The sequence below is a fragment of the Streptomyces sp. CA189 genome (assembly GCF_056428985.1).
Genome location: NZ_JBWJVM010000075.1, coordinates 1 through 18009, shown reverse-complemented (window position 1 = coordinate 18009; position 18009 = coordinate 1). Strand labels below are relative to the sequence as shown.

Sequence of the window (18009 nt, the reverse complement as noted above, 5' to 3'; positions counted from 1 at the left end):
CCATGCGTCTCCGCCTGGTCACACCATTCGTTGAGGGATGCGATCAGCACGGTCGATTCGTAGCGGACGGCGAGTTTGTCGTACCTGGTGGCGATGGCACGATGCGTCTCCCTCTGCCCGGTGTCGGGTCGACGGGGCAGCCTCTTGGTCGTGGAGTTGGTCTCCACCACCAGGGGACGTCAGGGTAGGGGGGCGGGGTCAGGTCGAGTGGGTTGGGACATCGGGTCGCGCAGCGTGGCGGCCCGTGGCCCAGTAAAGGGCGCCGGAGAGGTGTGCGCGGAAGGCGGGGGCCACGTACGACTCCGGCGTGTGGCCGAGCGCTGTGAAGAAGAACCGGCCGCCGGCCTTCTCGTGGCACCAGGACAGCGGGTGGTCCGCGCCGTGCGTGCCGCCGGTGTACGCGGACTCGTCGGCGCGCAGCAGGACGCGGACGCCCGCGTCGCGTGGGTGCGCGGTGAAGTCGTACCATTCGTCGGTCCAGGCCCACTCCGCCGGCAGGTGTGCGGTCGCCGGATGTGCGGGGTCCTCCACGTGGACCAGGCCGGGCTGGAGCGGCGGATGGCCCGCGAAGCGGGTGCCGAGCAGTTCGCCGTAGAAGGGCCAGTCAGGCTCGGCATTGGCCGCGGCGTGCACGGCGAGAAGCCCGCCGCCGGATCGTACGTAGGTCTCCAGGGCTGCGCGGGACTGGTCAGTGAGGACCGGCCCGGTGGTGGACAGCAGCACCACGGCCGCGCACCGCTCGAGCCGCTCGTGCGTGAACACCGCCGGATCGTCCGTAGCCTCCGCCCCGAACCCGCTCTCCTGAGCCATCTCGACGAGCTCGGCGGCACCCGCCGGGATCGAGTCGTGGCGGTAGCCTGCGGTACGGGTGTAGACCAGGACGTCTGAGGTCGGCACGCGGCGAACTCCTTCGCAGTAAGCGCTTTCTATCGACCGTATCCACCGAAACTCGCAGGCCGCAAGCCCACCCCTGCGCCGGACCGTCCCGATGGACACCTCGTCCCACCGTCGTGGCCTCGTGCACGTCGCCGCCCGCTCCTCCGGCGGCCCGTTCGATCCCGCGCTGCACGTGACGCGCAACGGCAGCCGTACCTCCTCGACCGGTTCGCCGAGGACGGTGCGTATTGCCCCGATTTCGTGGAGGGCGCCAGCGGCGGCGCTCTCACCGCACGCCCTGGCGGCGACCGTGGTGCTGGGAGACCCGGATCTTCGGCGGCGCGTACGACCCGGTCCCGCCCGCAAGCAGTCCGTCGACGGCGAGCTCGACCGCCGCCGCCCCTGGCCTGTCGCCCCGCGATTCGGCTCGGCGCACCTGCGGCTGCCTGCGAACACTCCGGCTGATCGCCGGGCCGCGACCGGTTCGGTGGGAGGTCGATCCCAGGTCCGGCACGTGCCATGGCTTCGTTGATACCTTTCACTTGTCGAGTGAAAGCAAATGGCTTCGCTCGCGATGAGAGGGGCACGTGAGTGCTGGCTGAAGAGCGGCGTGAGGCGCTTCTGCGCATTGTGGAGCGCCGGGGAGCGATCAAGGTGAAAGAGGTGGCGGAGGAGATCGGGGTCTCCGCCGTCACCGTGCGCCAGGACGTCCGGGACCTGGCAGGCCGGGGGCTGGTCGTCCGTGTGCACGGAGGTGCCATGTCGCCGGCCGCAGCTCAGGCGGCCGACGCGGCCGGATCAGCCACCCCCCGGCCGGCGATGCGGCGGGGGGACGCATTCGGACTGATCGTTCCGCCCGGGGACTACTACTACCCCGAGATCATCCGAGGAGTGCAGGACGCGGCGCGCACGCACGGAGTGCGCATCGTGCTCGCGGTTTCCGGTGAGACGCTGACGGACAACCGGGAGCAGGTGCGACGGCTCGTCGCGGCGGGTGTCGACGGTCTGCTCTTGATGCCGCGCGCCGGACTCGAGCCCGCGGGGACCGAGCAATGGCTGGCCGGCCTCGACATACCGGTCGTTCTCGTGGACCGCCGGGCCGGCGCGCAGGCCGGGCGTCTGGAACAGGTCGCGTCCGACCACGCCCGTGGCGCGGGCCTGGCGGTCCGGCACCTCGCCGGGCTGGGGCATGAGCGGATCGCCCTGGTCGCCAGGGCGGAGAGTCCCAACACGCCTTTGATCCGCGAGGGTTACGTGGCGGCCTGCCAGGCGCTCGGGCTGGCGGAAGGCCCGGAATACCGCATCGATCCGACCGGCGGACCGGCGTCGACCGAGTGGTTCGAGAAGCTCGTTCGGGCGGTCGAGGCAGGTGACGTGCGGGCCGCCCTGGTCCACAACGATCTCGATGCCGTCACCCTGGTGGGCCTCCTTCAGGCGCGTGACCTGCGCGTTCCGGAAGATCTGGCCATCGTGACGTACGACGACGAGGTCGCCGAGCTGAGCGATGTGCCGCTCACGGCTGTGGCACCGCCCAAGCGGGCCGTGGGGGCGTGGGCGGTCGATCTGATGCGGCGGCGCGTCGCCGATCCGTCCGCGCCCCTGGCCGAGCTGCTGCTCCGCCCGGAGCTGAGGGTACGGGACTCCTGTGGGGCCCCGCCTGCACCGGGCAAGCGCGCGTAGGGCGGCGACGGGAGGGCGGCATCAGATCACATCACTTGCTTTCGTTTTTCATCAAATGAAGCTCGAAGCATTGACGAAGTTCACTTACTGGCGAATGATTCCGGTCAACGCCCCCGTGAACGATCGGTGCACATCATGCTTCGCAGATCCACGGCCGTTCTGGCCGGCTCCGTCACAGCTCTCGCCCTGCTCGCCACCGCCTGCGGTGGAGGGGCGGACCAGGTGGCTTCTCCTGCGGGAAAGAAGGCCGGGGAAGTCACCTTCTGGTCCTTCGTCAAGGGTTCCGACAAGGTGGCTGCGGCTTTCAACAGCAGCCACCCGGACATCAAGGTGACCTTCGAGACGGTCCCGTCGGGCCAGGAGTACTACTCCAAGCTCACCAACGCCGTGAAGGCCGGCACCGCGCCGGACGTCGCGGTGGTGGAGTACCCGCACCTGCCGGAGTTCGCGGCACAGGGAAAGGTCGAAGACCTGAGCGGCGCCCTCGGCCCGGATGTGAAGGTCCGGTTCCCCGAGGCGGTGCGGCAGCTGGTCGAACTCGGCGGCAGGACCTGGGCCGTCCCGCGTGACGCGGCGCCCTTGATGATGATGTACCGCAAGGACTTCTTCGACCAGCACAAGATAGACGTTCCCACGACGTGGGACGCGTACCGGAACATGACCGAGCAGGTGAAGAAGGCCGATCCCGCCGCCCGCGGCGGCGTCCTGTACACCGACAATCCGGGGCTCCTGAGCGCGCTCTCCTGGCAGGCCGGCGGCAAGTGGTTCTCGGCCGAGAAGGACGCCTGGAAGGTCACCGTCGACGACGGCCCGTCGAAGAAGGTCGCCGCCTACTGGGGCGAGCTCGCCCGCCAGGACCTCGTCCGCTCGCTGAGCCAGCTGGACCCCTTCTGGACGAGCGTCCAGAAGGGCCAGACCGTCGCCTACGTCTGCGCGAGCTGGTGCGCCGGAGCCCACCAGGCGACCGTCCCCGACCAGAAGGGCAAGTGGGCCGTGGCCCCCGTCCCGACGTGGGACGGAGAGCCGGCCTCGGGCATGTACGGAGGTTCGTCCTTCGTGATCCCGAAGGGGTCCGACAACAGCGGGGCCGCCGCCGAGTTCATCAAGTGGATCACCACCGACCCCGAGGGCATGAAGGCCTGGGTGTCGTCCGGCACCAGCAGCATGTTCCCCGCCGATCCGAAGCTCGTGCCGGTCACGAAGGCGGCCTTCAAGACGGACTACTTCGGCGGGCAGGACATCTACGCCCTCATGTCGCAGTCCTATGACGCCATCCGGCCCGGCTGGACGTGGGGCCCGGTCATGGGCGCCACCAACACCGCCATCGTGGACCAGCTTCCGAAGGTCGCCGACGGCTCGGTGACCCTGCCCGATGTCCTCGCCACCGCGCAGCGGGCCACGATCGCGCAGATGAAGCAGCGTGGCCTGACGGTCACCGCCCCGTAGGAGTCCGGAGCCCGCAGCCCGGAGAGTCGGCTCCGCCCGTGCGGCGGGCCGGCCGGACCCCGGGCTCCCTCCCGCACCCGCTCTCCCCCGCCCCACCCAAGGAAGGCCGGTATGGCAAGCCCATCCGCCCGAGGACAGCGCCGGACCGCCGCACTGCTCCTCACACCGTTCTTCGGCCTGTTCGCGGCCGTCACCCTCGCCCCGCTGTTCTACGCGGCATGGCTGAGCCTGTTCACCACCCGCACCTCCGGCCTCGGGTTCGGCGGCACCGAAAGCATCTTCTCGGGGCTGGGGAACTATGCCCGCGCGCTGTCCGACGAGGCGTTCCGCGACGGGTTCCTCGTCATCGCCGCGTACTGCGCGATCTACATCCCCGTGATGATCGGCGGATCGCTGGTCCTGGCCCTGCTGCTCGACTCGGGTCTGGCCAAGGCGCGGTCCTTCTTCCAGCTGGCGCTGTTCCTGCCGCACGCGGTGCCGGGGCTGATCGCCGCGCTGATCTGGGTGTACCTCTACACGCCCGGCCTGAGCCCGGTGATCGACTTCCTCGAATCCGGCGGCATCGACATCAACTTCCTGTCGGTCGACAACGCCGTGTTCTCCGCGGCCAACATCGCCGTCTGGGAGTGGATGGGCTACAACATGGTCATCTTCTACGCGGCCCTGCAGGCCGTGCCCCGCGAGACGCTGGAGGCGGCGAAGATCGACGGCGCGGGCGCCGTGCGGACGGCGCTGTCCATCAAGGTCCCGATGGTCCGCCCCGCGATAGCGCTCGCCGTGCTGTTCACCGTCATCGGATCGATCCAGCTCTTCACCGAGCCGAAGGTCATCTACAACGCCTCCAGCGCGATCGGCAGCAGCTGGACCCCCAACATGTACGTCCAGACGGCCGCCTTCCAGAACAACGACTTCGGCCTGGCGGCAGCCGCTTCGCTGCTGATCGCCCTGTTCGCCGCAGTGCTGTCGTTCGCCGTCACCCGCTTCTCACGCCGCCGGAGCACGTCGTGACCACATCCTCCGTACTTCCCCCCGCTGCACCAGCGTCCGAGGTGACGCCTGTGACCGGCCCTGCCCCGCGCCCCCGCCGGCAACGGCGCGCCGCGAAGCCGCCGTCGGTTCTGCTGTCCAAGGCCGGGGTCACCGCGCTGCTGGGCCTCGCCACTCTCTACACCCTGCTGCCGCTGACCTGGCTGCTGCTGTCCTCCACCAAGAGCCGCGAGGACCTGTTCGGTACGAACGGCTTCGCGCTCGGCGAAGAGACCCACCTCGCCGACAACCTCGGGCACCTGTTCGCCGCCGACGACGGAATCTACCTGCGCTGGCTGATCAACACGGTGCTGTACGCCGGTGTGGGGGCTCTCCTGGCATCGGTGTTCAGCGTCGCCGCCGGCTACGCGTTCGACAAGCTCGCGTTTCCCGGCAAGGAGCGCTTGTTCTCGCTCGTGCTGCTCGGCGTGATGGTGCCCGGCACGGCGATGGCGATCCCGCTGTACCTGCTCGCCTCCAAGGCCGGACTGGTGAACACGTTCTGGGGCGTGTTCATCCCGGGCCTCGTCTTCCCGTTCGGCGTGTACCTGGCACGGGTCTTCAGCGCGTCCTACGTGCCGGACGAGGTTCTGGAAGCGGCGCGGATGGACGGGGCAAGCGAGTTCCGGACCTTCTGCCGCATCGCGTTCCCGATGATCGCGCCCGGTTTCGTGACCATCTTCCTCTTCCAGTTCACCCAGATCTGGAACAGCTTCTTCCTGCCCCTGGTGATGCTCTCCGACCAGGACCTCTACCCGGTCAATCTCGGCCTGTACGTCTGGTACTCGTCCGCACTCACACAAGGCCATCCCGAGGACTACCTGCTCGCCGTCGTCGGCTCCCTGGTGGCTGTGGCCCCGCTCATCGCCGTCTTCCTGATGCTCCAGCGGTTCTGGAAGTCCGGCATGACCGCCGGCGCCGTCAAGTAGGCCGTCACCGTGAGGAATTCCCCCATGCGCCCCACCACGACCACCCGTCCCCGGGCCCTGTTCGCCATGGGCCGACGGCACCGTGACGCGCTGTTCGCACCCGCCGAGATCCAGCGTCTGACGGCGTACGTCGACATCGACCCGGACCACGTCGCCGAGGACCTCGCCGAGGAACCGGCCCTGGAAGACGTGGAGATCCTGATCACCTCCTGGGGATGCCCCGTCCTCGACGAGGAGGTCCTGGCACGGGCGCCGGCGCTGAAGGCGATCGTCCACGCAGCGGGCAGCGTCAAAGATCATGTAACGCAAGGCTGTTGGGACCGCGGACTGGTGGTCTCCTCGGCCGCCGCGGCCAACGCCGTGCCTGTCGCCGAGTACACGGTCGCCGCGATCCTCTTCGCCAACAAGCGGATCCTGGACATCGGCGGCCTCTACCGCGACCACCGAGCCGCCCTCGACTGGTCCCAGCACTTCCCCGGGTTCGGCAACTACCGCCGGACCGTGGGCCTGGTCGGCGCGTCCCTCGTGGGCCGCAAGGTCCTCGAACTGCTGCGGCCCTACGACCTCGACCTGCTCCTCGCCGACCCCCACGTCGACGCCGCGCAAGCCGCGGAGCTGGGTGCCCGGCACGTCGGCCTCGACGAACTCGTCGCCGGCTCGGACGTCGTCTCGCTGCACGCGCCCGCCCTGCCGGAAACCCATCATCTGCTGGACGCGCACAGGCTGTCACAGATGCGCGACGGCGCCACGCTGATCAACACGGCACGCGGGTCCCTCGTCGACACCGAGGCTCTCACCGCCGAAGCCGTGACCGGTCGCCTCCGCGCGGTCATCGACGTCACCGAACCGGAGGTGCTCCCCGCGACCTCACCGCTCTACTCCCTGCCCAACGTCCTCCTCACCCCCCATATCGCCGGCTCGCTCGGCGGCGAACTCCACCGGATCACCAGCAGCGCCCTCGATGAGGTCCAGCGCTACTGCTCCGGAGAACCGTTCGCCCACGCCGTGCACCACGCGGCCCTCGCGACGTCGGCCTGACCGGCCGGCCCCGGAGTTCCCCCCGACCCGGGGCCGGCCTGTCCCTGCCGTGAGCACCCCCCCACGGCACCTGATTCCCCTCTCTCTGTGTCCCGCACGACCCAAGGAGTCCCCCCATGCAGCAACCATCGTCGATGGGCAGGCGTCAGATCCTCAGAGCGGGCGGCGCCATCGGGCTCGCCGCAGCCGCGGCCCCGCTGCTCACCGCACCGGCGCAGGCCACGTCCCCCGGACCCTGCACGCGCATCACCGACCTGGGCCCGGGCATCGAGCAGTTCGCGCTCATGAGCGCGCTCCTGGTCGGTGACACCGTCTACATCGGGTCCCGCAACCTCGAACCGACCCGGGTGATCGCCTTCCACCTGCCGACCCGCAAGGTGGTGTCCCAGACCGTCCTCGGCGTGGGCCACTCGATTCAGGCGCTCGCCGCGGATCCCACCGGCCGGTACCTGTACGCGGGCATCCTGACCAAGGGCGACGAGGGCAAGCCGAACCTCTTCCGCTGGGACCTGAGCACCCCGGACAAGCCCGCCGTGGGCGTCGGCCGGACCGAGGACCGCGACATCCGCGATCTCGCCGTCGCCCCGGACGGCACCGTGTACGCGGTCGGCGGGATACCCGGGAAGGCGCCCGCGCTCTGGATGTACGCCCCGGCCACCGGCGCGGTGACCAAGCTCGGCATACCCGACCCGAAGGCCACCTTGGCCAGGGCCGTCGCCGCCACGGACACGACCGTCTTCTTCGGCGCCGGCAGCGTCCTTTCGGGCGGAGACGGGGCGAGCAAGGCGTCGCTGTACGCGTACGACCGGGCGGCCGGCACGTTCAGCAACGTCACACCGCCGGAGATGGAGAAGGACCCCAGCCTGCGCGACCTCGCGGTCTTCGGCGACCGCCTCGTCGTCAGCACCTCGGGATCGACCGAGCCCGCCAAGCTCGCCGTCATGGACCTGGCCGACCTCTCCTCGTACACCGTGACGCCCACCAGCGGCAAAGTGGTCAAGAACCTGACGGCGAACGGTGACCTGATCTACTTCGCCACCGAGGCCGGTCTGTACTCCTACTCGACGGCGACCAAGGCTGTCGCCCCCGTCACGTTCGACGGCGACCTCGGCGAGATCTGGGGCCTGGACCATGCGGAGGGCACACTCACCGCCGCCTCGGGATACGGCTTCGTCGCGGAGATCGACATGGCCGCCGGTACGTCCGTCGTCACCGACCTCGGCCAGGCGGGCGCACCCGTCAGTCCGCAGACCACGATGGGAATCGCCGCCGACCACCGGTACGTCTACGTCGGCGGCAACAACGGCATCGCACGCCACGACCTGCGCAACGGCAAGGTGGCCAACCTCCGGGCGCCCGGCGAGGCGAAGGACGCCGAGGTGCTGAACGGGGTGCTCTACACCGGCCAGTACAGCTCGCAGGGCATGTGGACATACGACCCCACGCGCGACCAGCAGCCCCGCCAGCTGGCGGCATTCCCGAGCGAACAGAACCGCCCGCTCGACGTCTGCTACGACGCGGTCAACGAGCTCCTGCTGGTCGGCGTGCAGTCCGACACCGAGGGCGGCGGCTCCCTGTGGACGTACTCCCCGAAGACCGGCAAGAAGGCCGTCTACGTCAACCCGGTCGACAAGCTCCAGATAGTGCGTGCGGTCACCACCCGGGACGGCGTCGCGTACCTCGGCGGCGACAACCCCACCACGCAGGGGCCTCGTGGCACGCTCGTCGCCTACGACCCGGTCGCCGGGAAGGAGTTGTGGCGCATCGACCTCCCCGCGTCCCTGACCACGGGAGTGGCCGCGCTGGCCGTGCACGGCAAGCACCTGTACGGACTCACGCGGAAGGGCGGCTTCTTCGTCGTCGACGTCCCGATCCGCCGGGTGATCCACACCGCCGACCACCGTGCCCTCTGCCCTGGCTTCGCGGCCATGGTCACCAGCCGAGGCATCGTCTACGGCGTCTCCGACACCACCCTCTTCCGCTTCGACCCCAAGACGTTCGCCGTCAGCACCGTCGTCCCCGAGATCAACGGCGCCTGGTACAGCGGTCCGCACGTCAACGCCGACAGCCGCGGCCTGCTCTATACGATGCGCGGCCACAACCTCGTCCGTATCGACGACAGGCCGGTGAGCTGACCATGAAGAAGTCGACGAAGAGGTCCGTCATCGCCGTGGCGGCGGCGGGGGCGCTCACCCTCGCAGGCGTGGCCACCGCGCAGGCGGGGCAGGACAGCGGGAGCCGCGCTTCGGAGGCCTCGTGCAGCAGCAGTAGCACCTCCGAGACCCTGCTGGACATCGAATACGCGAACGGCCAGCTGAATTCCGGCATTCCGACCCTGACGACGACGCATGCGACCGCGGCCGACGCGTCGTACGTCGTCCCATCGGGGGCCGACCACGCCGTCGCGCACAAGGTGACCCTGGGCGACCCCGGTTACGTCTCCGACGGAGCCCCGCGCAGCGAGAGCGCCACGAACGACGTCCACGAGGGCAAGTTCGTCGTGGGCGACAAGCAGCGGTACGAATTCAGCGTTCTGCTGAAGGACTGGAAGACCTACGAACCCGGCGACTCGGAAACCGGCGACATCATCTTCCAGGGGAAGCACGCCGGCGGAAACCTGCCGTCCTTCTACATCATGACCAAGCGGAACAGCATGGCCTTCCGGTCGCCGACCCTCAACCTCCAGTCCACCGTGGTCGACGACTTCCGCCCGCACCTCGGTAAGTGGATGCATTTCCGCGTGGACGTGAGCTGGACGGACGACAGCACCGGCTACTACAAGGTCTCCACCAAGATGCCCGGCGAATCGGATTACACGCTGCGGCAGACGTACGCGAACGTGAAGACCTTCCACCCCGTGAACCCGGCGGAGTTCGGCTATCTCAAGTGGGGCCTCTACCGGCCCGACCAGACGCTCGGGAAGGGAGACGTACCGACGCGCGTCGTCCATCACGACGACATCCGCGTCCTGGATCTCTCCCAGGGATGAGTCCTGACCGTCCCTGAAGGGGCGGTGCCCCGCTGCCAGTCGTCGCCGGCCGGCGGCCGGGGCGCTCCCCGACGGCTTTCGCCCAGGTCGTACCAGTGGGCTGAACCTATGTGTCACGCGTGAGAGTGTTCCCAATGAGACATGTCATCGCCCTCGATGTGGGCGGTACCGGAATGAAAGCGGCTCTGGTCGGGCTCGACGGGGCGCTGTTGTACGAGGCCCGGCGGGCCACCGGGCGCGAGCGCGGGCCCGACGCCGTCGTGGAGTCGATCCTCGGGTTCGCGGAGGAGCTGCGTGCCCACGGGCGCAAGCACTTCGGCGCGGCCGCGGCGGCCGCGGGCGTCGCCGTGCCCGGCGTCGTCGCCGCGGAGCAGGGCATCGCCGTCCACGCTGCCAACCTCGGCTGGCGCGACGTCCCGATGCGGGAGCTGCTGAGTCGCAGGCTCGGCGGGATCCCCGTCGCGCTCGGGCACGACGTCCGCACCGGCGGCCTCGCCGAGGGCCGGATCGGGGCCGGCCGCGGGACCGGCCGGTTCCTGTTCGTGTCGCTCGGCACCGGCATCGCCGGTGCCATCGGCATCGACGACGGCATCGAGCCCGGTGCCCACGGCTGCGCCGGCGAGATCGGCCACATCGTCGTACGCCCCGGCGGCCCCGTGTGCGGTTGCGGCGGGCGCGGCTGCCTGGAGGCGCTGGCCTCCGCCGCCGCGGTCGGTCGTGCTTGGGCCACCGCGAGCGGCGACCCCGCTGCCGACGCCGCCGACTGCGCCCGGGCCGTCGAGGCGGGCGGCGAGGCCGCGTCCGGGGTGTGGCGGGCGGCGGTCGCCGCCCTCGCCGACGGCCTGGTCACCGCGCTCACGGTCCTGGATCCCCGCACATTGATCATCGGCGGCGGCCTCGCCGAGGCCGGCGACACCCTGTTCACACCCCTGCGGGCGGCAGTGGCGGAACGTGTCACGTTCCAGATGCTGCCCGCGATCGTCCCGGCGGCCCTCGGCGATGCCGCCGGATGTCTGGGCGCGGGGCTCCTGGCCCGGGATCTCCTGACCAGGGGATCAGCCGTCGTTTGACGGCCATCGGTGCTGTCCGCCTGCGGCCCCCCCGTTCTCGTACAGAGGACAGTGCCTCCACGTACCGAATATCAGAAGGAGACATGAGAATGACCCGCAAAGTCATAGGCATCGTGATGAACGGCGTCACGGGCCGCATGGGCTACCGCCAGCACCTGGTCCGCTCCGTGCTGGCCATCCGCGAACAGGGCGGTCTGCCCCTGGACGACGGCACCGTCATCTGGCCCGAGCCGATCCTCGTCGGCCGCAGTGACCGCAAGCTGAAGGAACTGGCCGACCGGCACGGCCTGGAGCACTGGACCATGGACCTGGACAAGGCCCTGGCCCATCCGCTCGCCGAGATCTACTTCGACGCCCAGGTCACCCCGGCGCGGGAGAAGGCGATGCGTACCGCGATCGCGGCCGGCAAGCACATCTACACCGAGAAGCCGACCGCCGAATCCCTCGACGCCGCACTGGAACTGGCCCGGCTGGCACGCGAGGCGGGCGTGTGCAACGGCGCCGTGCAGGACAAGCTGTTCCTGCCCGGTCTGCTGAAGCTCAAGCGCCTCATCGACAGCGGCTTCTTCGGGCGGATCCTCTCCGTACGGGGCGAGTTCGGCTACTGGGTCTTCGAGGGCGACTGGCAGACCGCCCAGCGACCGTCATGGAACTACCGGGCCGAGGACGGCGGCGGCATGATCCTCGACATGTTCCCGCACTGGCGGTACGTGCTCGACGGCCTGTTCGGCGAGGTCCGCTCCGTGTACGCGCACACCGCGACCCACATCCCCGAGCGGGTCGACGAGCAAGGCCGCGGCTACGCGGCGACCGCGGACGACGCCGCCTACGGCGTCTTCGAGCTGGAGGGCGGCATCACGGCCCAGATCAACTCCTCCTGGGCCGTACGGGTCGACCGCGACGAACTGGTCGAGTTCCAGGTGGACGGCACCGAGGGCAGCGCCGTGGCCGGTCTGCGCAACTGCCGTGTCCAGCACCGCTCCCTGACGCCGAAGCCCGTATGGAACCCCGACCTGCCGGTGACCGAGTCGTTCCGCGACCAGTGGCAGCAGGTCCCGGACAACAGTGAGTTCGACAACGGCTTCAAGATCCAGTGGGAGCTCTTCCTCAAGCACGTCGTGACCGGCTCCGAGTATCACTGGGACCTGCTGGAAGGCGCCAAGGGCGTCCAGCTCGCCGAACTCGGCCTGCGCTCCGCCCGCGAAGGCCGCCGTCTCGACGTCCCCGCGCTGGAGATCTGATGGCACTCGAACTGCGTCTCCCCGGCGGCCTCCACCGCCTCCGCACCCCCGTTGCCTTCGAGGCGCCAGACCGCCCGATCGCCTCCCGGGTCGTGTACGCCGCCGCCCATGTCGTCGCCGACCCTCTGAGGGAGAACAGCCCCGGCGCGCCGGCAGCGGTCGACTGGGACACCACTCTCGCCTTCCGACGGCACCTGTGGTCCCTCGGCCTGGGCGTCGCCGACGCCATGGACACCGCCCAGCGCGGCATGGGCCTCGACTGGACCGCCACCCGTGAACTCATCACGAGGTCCGGAGCGGAAGCCCGCGCCGTGGGCGGACGCCTGGCCTGCGGCGTCGGCACGGACCAGCTCACCGGGACCCTCTCAGTGCCCGCCGTCATCGACGCCTACCAGCAACAGCTGGCCGTGGTCGAGGAGGCCGGGGCCCGGCCGATCCTGATGGCGAGCCGCGCACTGGCCGCGGTGGCCAAGGGCCCCGAGGACTACCTCCACGTGTACGGCGAGGTCATCGACACCGCTTCGCAGCCGGTGATCCTGCACTGGCTGGGCGAGATGTTCGACCCCGCGCTGGCCGGCTACTGGGGCGGCGCGAACCTGGACGACGCGACCGACACGGTGCTCGACCTGATCCGGGAGCACGCACCGCGCGTCGACGGCATCAAGGTGTCCCTCCTGGACGCCGACCGGGAGATCGCGCTGCGGCGCGCCCTGCCGGACGGCGTACGCCTGTACACAGGCGACGACTTCAACTATCCCGACCTGATCCGCGGCGACGAGGCCGGCCACAGTGACGCCCTGCTGGGCGTCTTCGACCCCATCGCGGCCGTAGCGTCCGCCGCGCTGCGCGCCCTGGACGTGGGCGACACCGCGCGGTACGACGCGCTGATGGAGCCCACCCTGCCGCTGGCCCGGCACCTGTTCGCCGCGCCGACGTACCACTACAAGACGGGCGTGGTCTTCCTCGCCTGGCTGGCCGGCCACCAGAGTCACTTCACCATGGTGGCCGGTGCCCAGAGCGGACGCTCCGTCCCCCACCTGACCGAGCTGTTCCGGCTCGCCGACGCGGCCGGCATCCTTCCCGACCCGGAGCTCGCCGCACACCGGATGCGGCAGTTCCTGCACGTCGCGGGGGTGGACGCATGAGCGGCCTGGAACGCCTGTCGCTGAACCAGATCACCACCAAGCGGTGGAGCCTTCCCGAGGCCGTCCAGGGCTGCGTGGACGCCGGCATCCCGGCGATCGGCCTGTGGCGGGACAAGGTCGCCGAAACGGGACTCACCGAGGCGGCGAAACTGGTCCGCGACGCCGGCCTCTCCGTCAGCAGCCTGTGCCGCGGTGGTTTCCTCACCGTCGACGGGCCCGACGCGCACCGGGCGGCTCTGGTAGAGAACTTCCGAGCTCTGGAGGAGGCCGCCGAACTCGGCACCGACACGCTCGTGATGGTGGTCGGCGGCCTGCCCGAGGGATCACGCGACCTGGCCGGCGCCCGCGCCCGCGTGGCCGACCTGATCGCCGAACTCGCCCCGCACGCGGGCGACGCGGGGGTCCGTATGGCGATCGAACCCCTGCACCCCATGTTCTGCGCGGACCGGGCGGTCGTCTCCACCCTGGGCCAGGCGCTGGACATCGCAGAGCAGCACCCCGTGGAGCAGGTGGGCGTCGTCGTCGACAGCTACCACGTCTGGTGGGACCCGGACCTGACGCGCCAGATCGAGCGCGCCGGACCGCGGATCGCCTCCTACCAAGTCTGCGACTGGACCCTGCCGCTGCCCGCCGACGCCCTGCTCGGACGGGGCCACGTCGGCGACGGACACATCGACTTCCGCACCCTGACCGATCAGGTCGCCGCCGCCGGTTACACCGGCTGGATCGAGGTCGAGATCTTCAACGAAAGGATCTGGGACACCCCGGGGGAGCAGACTCTGAAGACCGTGGCCGAACGCCACCTGGCCCATGTGGCCGGCCTATGAGGGTCGAAGAACAGGAATCATCCATGGGCTCGCACAGCCTGGGAACGAAGATCCGTATGACGGCCGTGGGCTACCGCGACGTGAGGTTCCCCGTATCCGCGAGGCTCTACTACCTGAGCGACGACCCCTACGCCGTCCAGTTCACCTTCGACGTCTCGCCGGACGAGGTGGTCCAGTGGACGTTCTCCCGCGAACTGCTGGCACAGGGCATGTGGGCCCCCGCCGGACACGGCTTCGTGAAGATCACCCCCATCAGGACCATCCAGAACCCCGGTTTCAGCCTCGACCTGGAGGGCGCCGAGGGATCCGCGCGCCTCGAAGGCCTGGCCGGCCCCGTCATCCCTCCATGCTCGATTCTCCGAGGTGCTGTTCTGTGAGCCACGGCGGGGCGCCGTCGCCGGCGCCCGCCGCACCGGTCCTGTGGCCTGTCGACAGCACCCTCCCGGCGGGACAGGCCGGCCACGCCGGGATGGTGCGTCTGGACGGTGGGGCGTTCCTGATGGGCACGGATGAGGTGGACCGATACGTCGCCGACGGTGAGGGCCCGGTGCGCGAGATCCGACTCTCCCCGTTCTGGATGGACACCACGACTGTGACGAACGCGGCGTTCGCCGCGTTCGTCAGGGCCACGGGGTGGGTGACCCTGGCCGAGCGGTTCGGCACCTCGCTCGTGTTCGCCGGGCTGCTGCCCGACGACGCACCCGGTCCCCGCGCCGTGCCTGGCACACCGTGGTGGCGGGTCGTGCCGGGGGCGAACTGGCGCCATCCGCAAGGCCCCGGCACGGACGTCTCCGACCGGATGAACCACCCGGTCGTGCACGTCACCTGGCGCACCCACGCCTACGCGAAGTGGGCGGGCAAGCGCCTGCCCACCGAAGCCGAGTGGGAGTACGCCGCCCGAGGCGGTCTGGTGCAGACGCGCTACCCCTGGGGCGATGAGCGAGAGCCGGGCGGGGTCCACCGGATGAACATCTGGCAGGGCGATTTCCCGAACCGGGACACCGGCGCGGACGGCTACCTCGGCACCGCTCCGGCGGACGCCTTCGAACCCAACGCCTACGGCCTGTACAACACCTGCGGCAACGTCTGGGAGTGGTGCGCCGACTGGTTCCACCGCACCTGGCGCGGCCCGTGCACAGACCCGCTCGGACCGGAGCGCACGGGGCGGAAAGTGATGCGGGGCGTCCTATCTCTGCCACGAGAGCCACGGCTTCCGGTGCCGCGTAGCCGCCCGTGGCTCCCGCACCCCGCACACCAGCGCCGGGAACATCGGATTCCGCTGTGTCGCGGACACCTACCGAGGCGGACGCGCCGTCGATGCGGCTCCTCGCCCCGGTCCACTCGCGGAAGGCGGAGCACCGCCCATGCCCCCGCGGGGATGGCCCGCCAGGCGGAGGCAGCCATGACGGGGGAAAAACGGATATCGGAACCCGGCCCGGCCCGGCCCGGCACCAGGGAGCAACGGTGAGACCTTCCGCCGACGGCATCGGTGGCCCGACCGGCACGCTGGACGCCGTCGCAGCCGCGCTTCTCGACGAGCGGGGCACGATCGTCTGGTGGTCCCGATCCGCCTGCGAACTGTTGGGCTGGTCGGCGGACGAGGTCACCGGAAAGGCCGCCTGCGGCCTGCTCGGCCCCCATACGCCGTCACCAGCCCGTTCCGCCGGCGCGGGTCGACCGCACCTCGCCCGCCTGCTCGATGACCTCGTGCGGCGCATGGAAGCGGAGGCGGACGTCCCGGACACCGTCGGCGCCTCCTGTCTGTTCGCCGTCTACGACCCCGTCTCCCGGGTCTGCTGGATGGCGGGCGCCGGACACCCCCCGCCCGTGATCGTCCTGCCGGACGGGACGGCCGCCTTCCCCGACCTCGTCCCCGGACCGCCTCTCGGGGTCGGCGACAACCCCTTCGAGGTATGCAGTGTCACCCTGCCGCCCGGCAGCATTCTCGCGTTCTACACCGACGGTCTCCCCGGCCGTGACCTTGAGGCCGGAATGGCGCGGCTGCACGCCGACCTCGTCGAGACCTGCACGCCTGGTCGCCCGCTGGACGAGATCGCCGCCACGGTCATCGGCCGCCACCCCGCGGCCGAGCGGCCGGAGGACGACATCAGCTTGCTGCTCGCCCGGACCCGGGCCGTCGGCAGTGAGTACATGGCCGTCTGGGAGTATCCCGCCGACCCTGCCGCCGTCCATGACGCCCGCGCGGACGCGACCGCCCAGCTCACGGCCTGGGGTCTGGAGGAGCAGATGTTCGCCACCGAGCTCATCGGCAGCGAGCTGGTCACGAACGCTGTCCGGTACGCCGGCGGGCCGATCGTGCTGCGGCTCATCCGTGACCGGGTCCTGGTCTGCGAGGTGTCCGATCCGAGCAACACGCAGCCCCGGCTGCGCCGCGCGCACGACACCGACGAAGGCGGCCGCGGCCTCTTCCTGATCGCCCAGCTGACCAGCCGCTGGGGAAGCCGCTACGGCCAGCGCGGCAAGACGATCTGGACCGAACAGGAACTTCCCCGAGACAGGCTGGCAGCGTACTGACCGCCAGGCAGCTCCGCCCAGCGCGACGACACCGGGAGGACCGACGGACGGCTCACCTATGGGTGAGTAGTGGCCGCGCTCGCCGGCCGCCGAGCTTCGCAAGTGGCTCGACGTGGCGCCCGAGGTGAACGCCGGGCTGCACACCGAACTCGCCGCGCCCCGTGCCGAGAACGCAGGCCTGCGTACGCGCCTGGCAGTGCCCAACCGCGACGGCCAAGCTGAGTTGCCGCCCGCTCCCGAGGCTCCCCCCAGGCGTCGCCGTTCCGGTGGGTGGGGGAGCCTGCCGTACGCGGACGCCTCCTCCAGCACGGAGGCGAAGATCGCCCTCGCCGATCCCGCCGCCGTCGCTTGCGGCAGGTGGCACAGCCAGTCGTTCCCGGCGCCCTCGGGCCGCAGCGCGTCCATCGCCGCGTTCGTCCGTATCAGGCGCAGGTCCGCGGTCGTGGACGCTTTCGAGCTGGCGCGCAGCGAGGCCCTGTCGGTCTGCTCACAGAGCCCGTACCGCGCCGTGGCTGCAAAGCCGTAGGTCATCGGAACTCCCTGAAGGGGCTTCCGGTGACCTACCCTGCCCGCAGTCGTTGGCCGGGTATGCGAAAGATCATTGCACTGGCCGCTGCGACCCTGGCCCTCGCGGCGATGGCTCCGACCGGCGCCCAGGCGGCAGACGAGAACAAGATCGAGAAGTGGGCCGACCGCAGCGGCGTCGGGGCTTGTCCGTGGGGCGCGTTCTGTCTCTACGAGTACGAGGACTACAACAAGGACCACAAGGACGGCGATGTCGTGGTCATCAGGAAGGAGTCCTCGGGCAGGCTCAAGCTCAAGGGCACCCCGGCGGACCAGTTCGGCCGATCGGCCATCGCCAAGGACAAGGAGTATCCGCTCGCCCTGCTGTCGGACGGCGGCTGCGACAACTTCTACAAGAAGCGCCGCGACTTCCTGACCTTCGACACCAGTCGGCCGAACGAGGGTTCCCACCGGGCGTTCAAACCGAAGCTGAACGGCGTCCAGGGCGTCACCATGGAGACCCTCGTCGACCCGAAGAAGAACTGGAAGAAGCTGAACCTGAACGACAAGGCCAAGTGAACCGTTCCGGGTTCGGTAGAGACTCGATTCCATGAAAGGATCGAGTCATGGCACGCCCCTCCTCCTATCCCGCTGAATTGCGTAAACGAGCGGTCCGTATGGTCGCCGAGGTCCTCAGCGACTA

General features: G+C 70.0%; 17 protein-coding genes and 1 pseudogene. 16 read left to right on the top strand and 2 right to left on the bottom strand.

From position 1 onward, the window contains the following. Window positions 1-198: 198 nt before the first annotated feature. Window positions 199-897, bottom strand: a complete 699-nt coding sequence (locus AC061S_RS35885) for a ThuA domain-containing protein (protein WP_478690070.1) — start codon at window positions 895-897, stop codon at window positions 199-201. Window positions 898-1162: 265 nt separating this feature from the next. Then, window positions 1163-1312 (bottom strand): hypothetical protein, encoded by a 150-nt coding sequence (locus tag AC061S_RS35880; protein ID WP_478690069.1) that lies wholly within the window; start codon window positions 1310-1312, stop codon window positions 1163-1165. Window positions 1313-1467: 155 nt separating this feature from the next. Between AC061S_RS35880 and AC061S_RS35875 the strand changes: the two genes are divergently transcribed. The 16 genes and pseudogenes from AC061S_RS35875 to AC061S_RS35800 all read left to right on the top strand — a co-directional run bounded on the left by AC061S_RS35875 (window position 1468) and on the right by AC061S_RS35800 (window position 17885). Beyond that, window positions 1468-2556, top strand: coding sequence for a LacI family DNA-binding transcriptional regulator (locus AC061S_RS35875; RefSeq protein ID WP_478690068.1), 1089 nt, complete (start codon window positions 1468-1470; stop codon window positions 2554-2556). Between the two features lie 135 nt (window positions 2557-2691). Next, window positions 2692-4002 carry an ABC transporter substrate-binding protein gene (locus AC061S_RS35870; protein WP_478690067.1) on the top strand — a complete coding sequence of 437 codons (1311 nt, stop codon included), beginning with the start codon at window positions 2692-2694 and terminating at the stop codon, window positions 4000-4002. A 111-nt stretch (window positions 4003-4113) separates the two neighbouring features. Then, window positions 4114-5010 carry a carbohydrate ABC transporter permease gene (locus tag AC061S_RS35865; RefSeq protein WP_478690066.1) on the top strand — a complete coding sequence of 299 codons (897 nt, stop codon included), beginning with the start codon at window positions 4114-4116 and terminating at the stop codon, window positions 5008-5010. Between the two features lie 50 nt (window positions 5011-5060). Then, window positions 5061-5957: a carbohydrate ABC transporter permease gene (locus AC061S_RS35860; protein ID WP_478690065.1), complete on the top strand. Its 897-nt coding sequence runs from the start codon at window positions 5061-5063 to the stop codon at window positions 5955-5957. 24 nt (window positions 5958-5981) lie between these two features. Next, window positions 5982-6995, top strand: coding sequence for a hydroxyacid dehydrogenase (locus AC061S_RS35855; protein ID WP_478690064.1), 1014 nt, complete (start codon window positions 5982-5984; stop codon window positions 6993-6995). Window positions 6996-7111: 116 nt separating this feature from the next. Continuing rightward, complete coding sequence (locus tag AC061S_RS35850) at window positions 7112-9130, top strand: outer membrane protein assembly factor BamB family protein (RefSeq protein WP_478690063.1); 2019 nt, start codon at window positions 7112-7114, stop codon at window positions 9128-9130. Between the two features lie 2 nt (window positions 9131-9132). Further along, a complete protein-coding gene (locus AC061S_RS35845) occupies window positions 9133-9984 on the top strand; it encodes a heparin lyase I family protein (protein ID WP_478690062.1) in 852 nt (283 codons plus the stop codon). Between the two features lie 134 nt (window positions 9985-10118). Next, the gene (locus tag AC061S_RS35840) at window positions 10119-11054 is read left to right on the top strand and encodes an ROK family protein (protein WP_478690061.1); all 936 of its coding nucleotides are present in this window, start codon (window positions 10119-10121) and stop codon (window positions 11052-11054) included. An 89-nt stretch (window positions 11055-11143) separates the two neighbouring features. Then, window positions 11144-12295, top strand: a complete 1152-nt coding sequence (locus AC061S_RS35835) for a Gfo/Idh/MocA family protein (RefSeq protein ID WP_478690060.1) — start codon at window positions 11144-11146, stop codon at window positions 12293-12295. After that, window positions 12295-13440 (top strand): dihydrodipicolinate synthase family protein, encoded by a 1146-nt coding sequence (locus AC061S_RS35830; RefSeq protein WP_478690059.1) that lies wholly within the window; start codon window positions 12295-12297, stop codon window positions 13438-13440. Before AC061S_RS35835 ends, AC061S_RS35830 begins: the two co-directional genes overlap by 1 nt. Further along, window positions 13437-14267: a sugar phosphate isomerase/epimerase family protein gene (locus AC061S_RS35825; RefSeq protein WP_478690058.1), complete on the top strand. Its 831-nt coding sequence runs from the start codon at window positions 13437-13439 to the stop codon at window positions 14265-14267. Before AC061S_RS35830 ends, AC061S_RS35825 begins: the two co-directional genes overlap by 4 nt. A gap of 23 nt (window positions 14268-14290) precedes the next feature. Beyond that, window positions 14291-14644, top strand: a complete 354-nt coding sequence (locus AC061S_RS35820; RefSeq protein WP_478690057.1) for an SsgA family sporulation/cell division regulator — start codon at window positions 14291-14293, stop codon at window positions 14642-14644. Then, window positions 14614-15673 (top strand): annotated as a pseudogene (locus tag AC061S_RS35815) (formylglycine-generating enzyme family protein). The gene AC061S_RS35820 and the pseudogene AC061S_RS35815 overlap by 31 nt, the downstream one beginning before the upstream one ends. Window positions 15674-15731: 58 nt before the next feature. Further along, window positions 15732-16802, top strand: a complete 1071-nt coding sequence (locus AC061S_RS35810; RefSeq protein WP_478690056.1) for a SpoIIE family protein phosphatase — start codon at window positions 15732-15734, stop codon at window positions 16800-16802. Window positions 16803-16914: 112 nt separating this feature from the next. Then, entirely contained in the window at window positions 16915-17328 is a 414-nt protein-coding gene (locus AC061S_RS35805) for a hypothetical protein (protein ID WP_478690055.1), read from the top strand. Between the two features lie 62 nt (window positions 17329-17390). Further along, window positions 17391-17885, top strand: coding sequence for a hypothetical protein (locus AC061S_RS35800; RefSeq protein ID WP_478690054.1), 495 nt, complete (start codon window positions 17391-17393; stop codon window positions 17883-17885). Window positions 17886-18009: the final 124 nt, after the last annotated feature.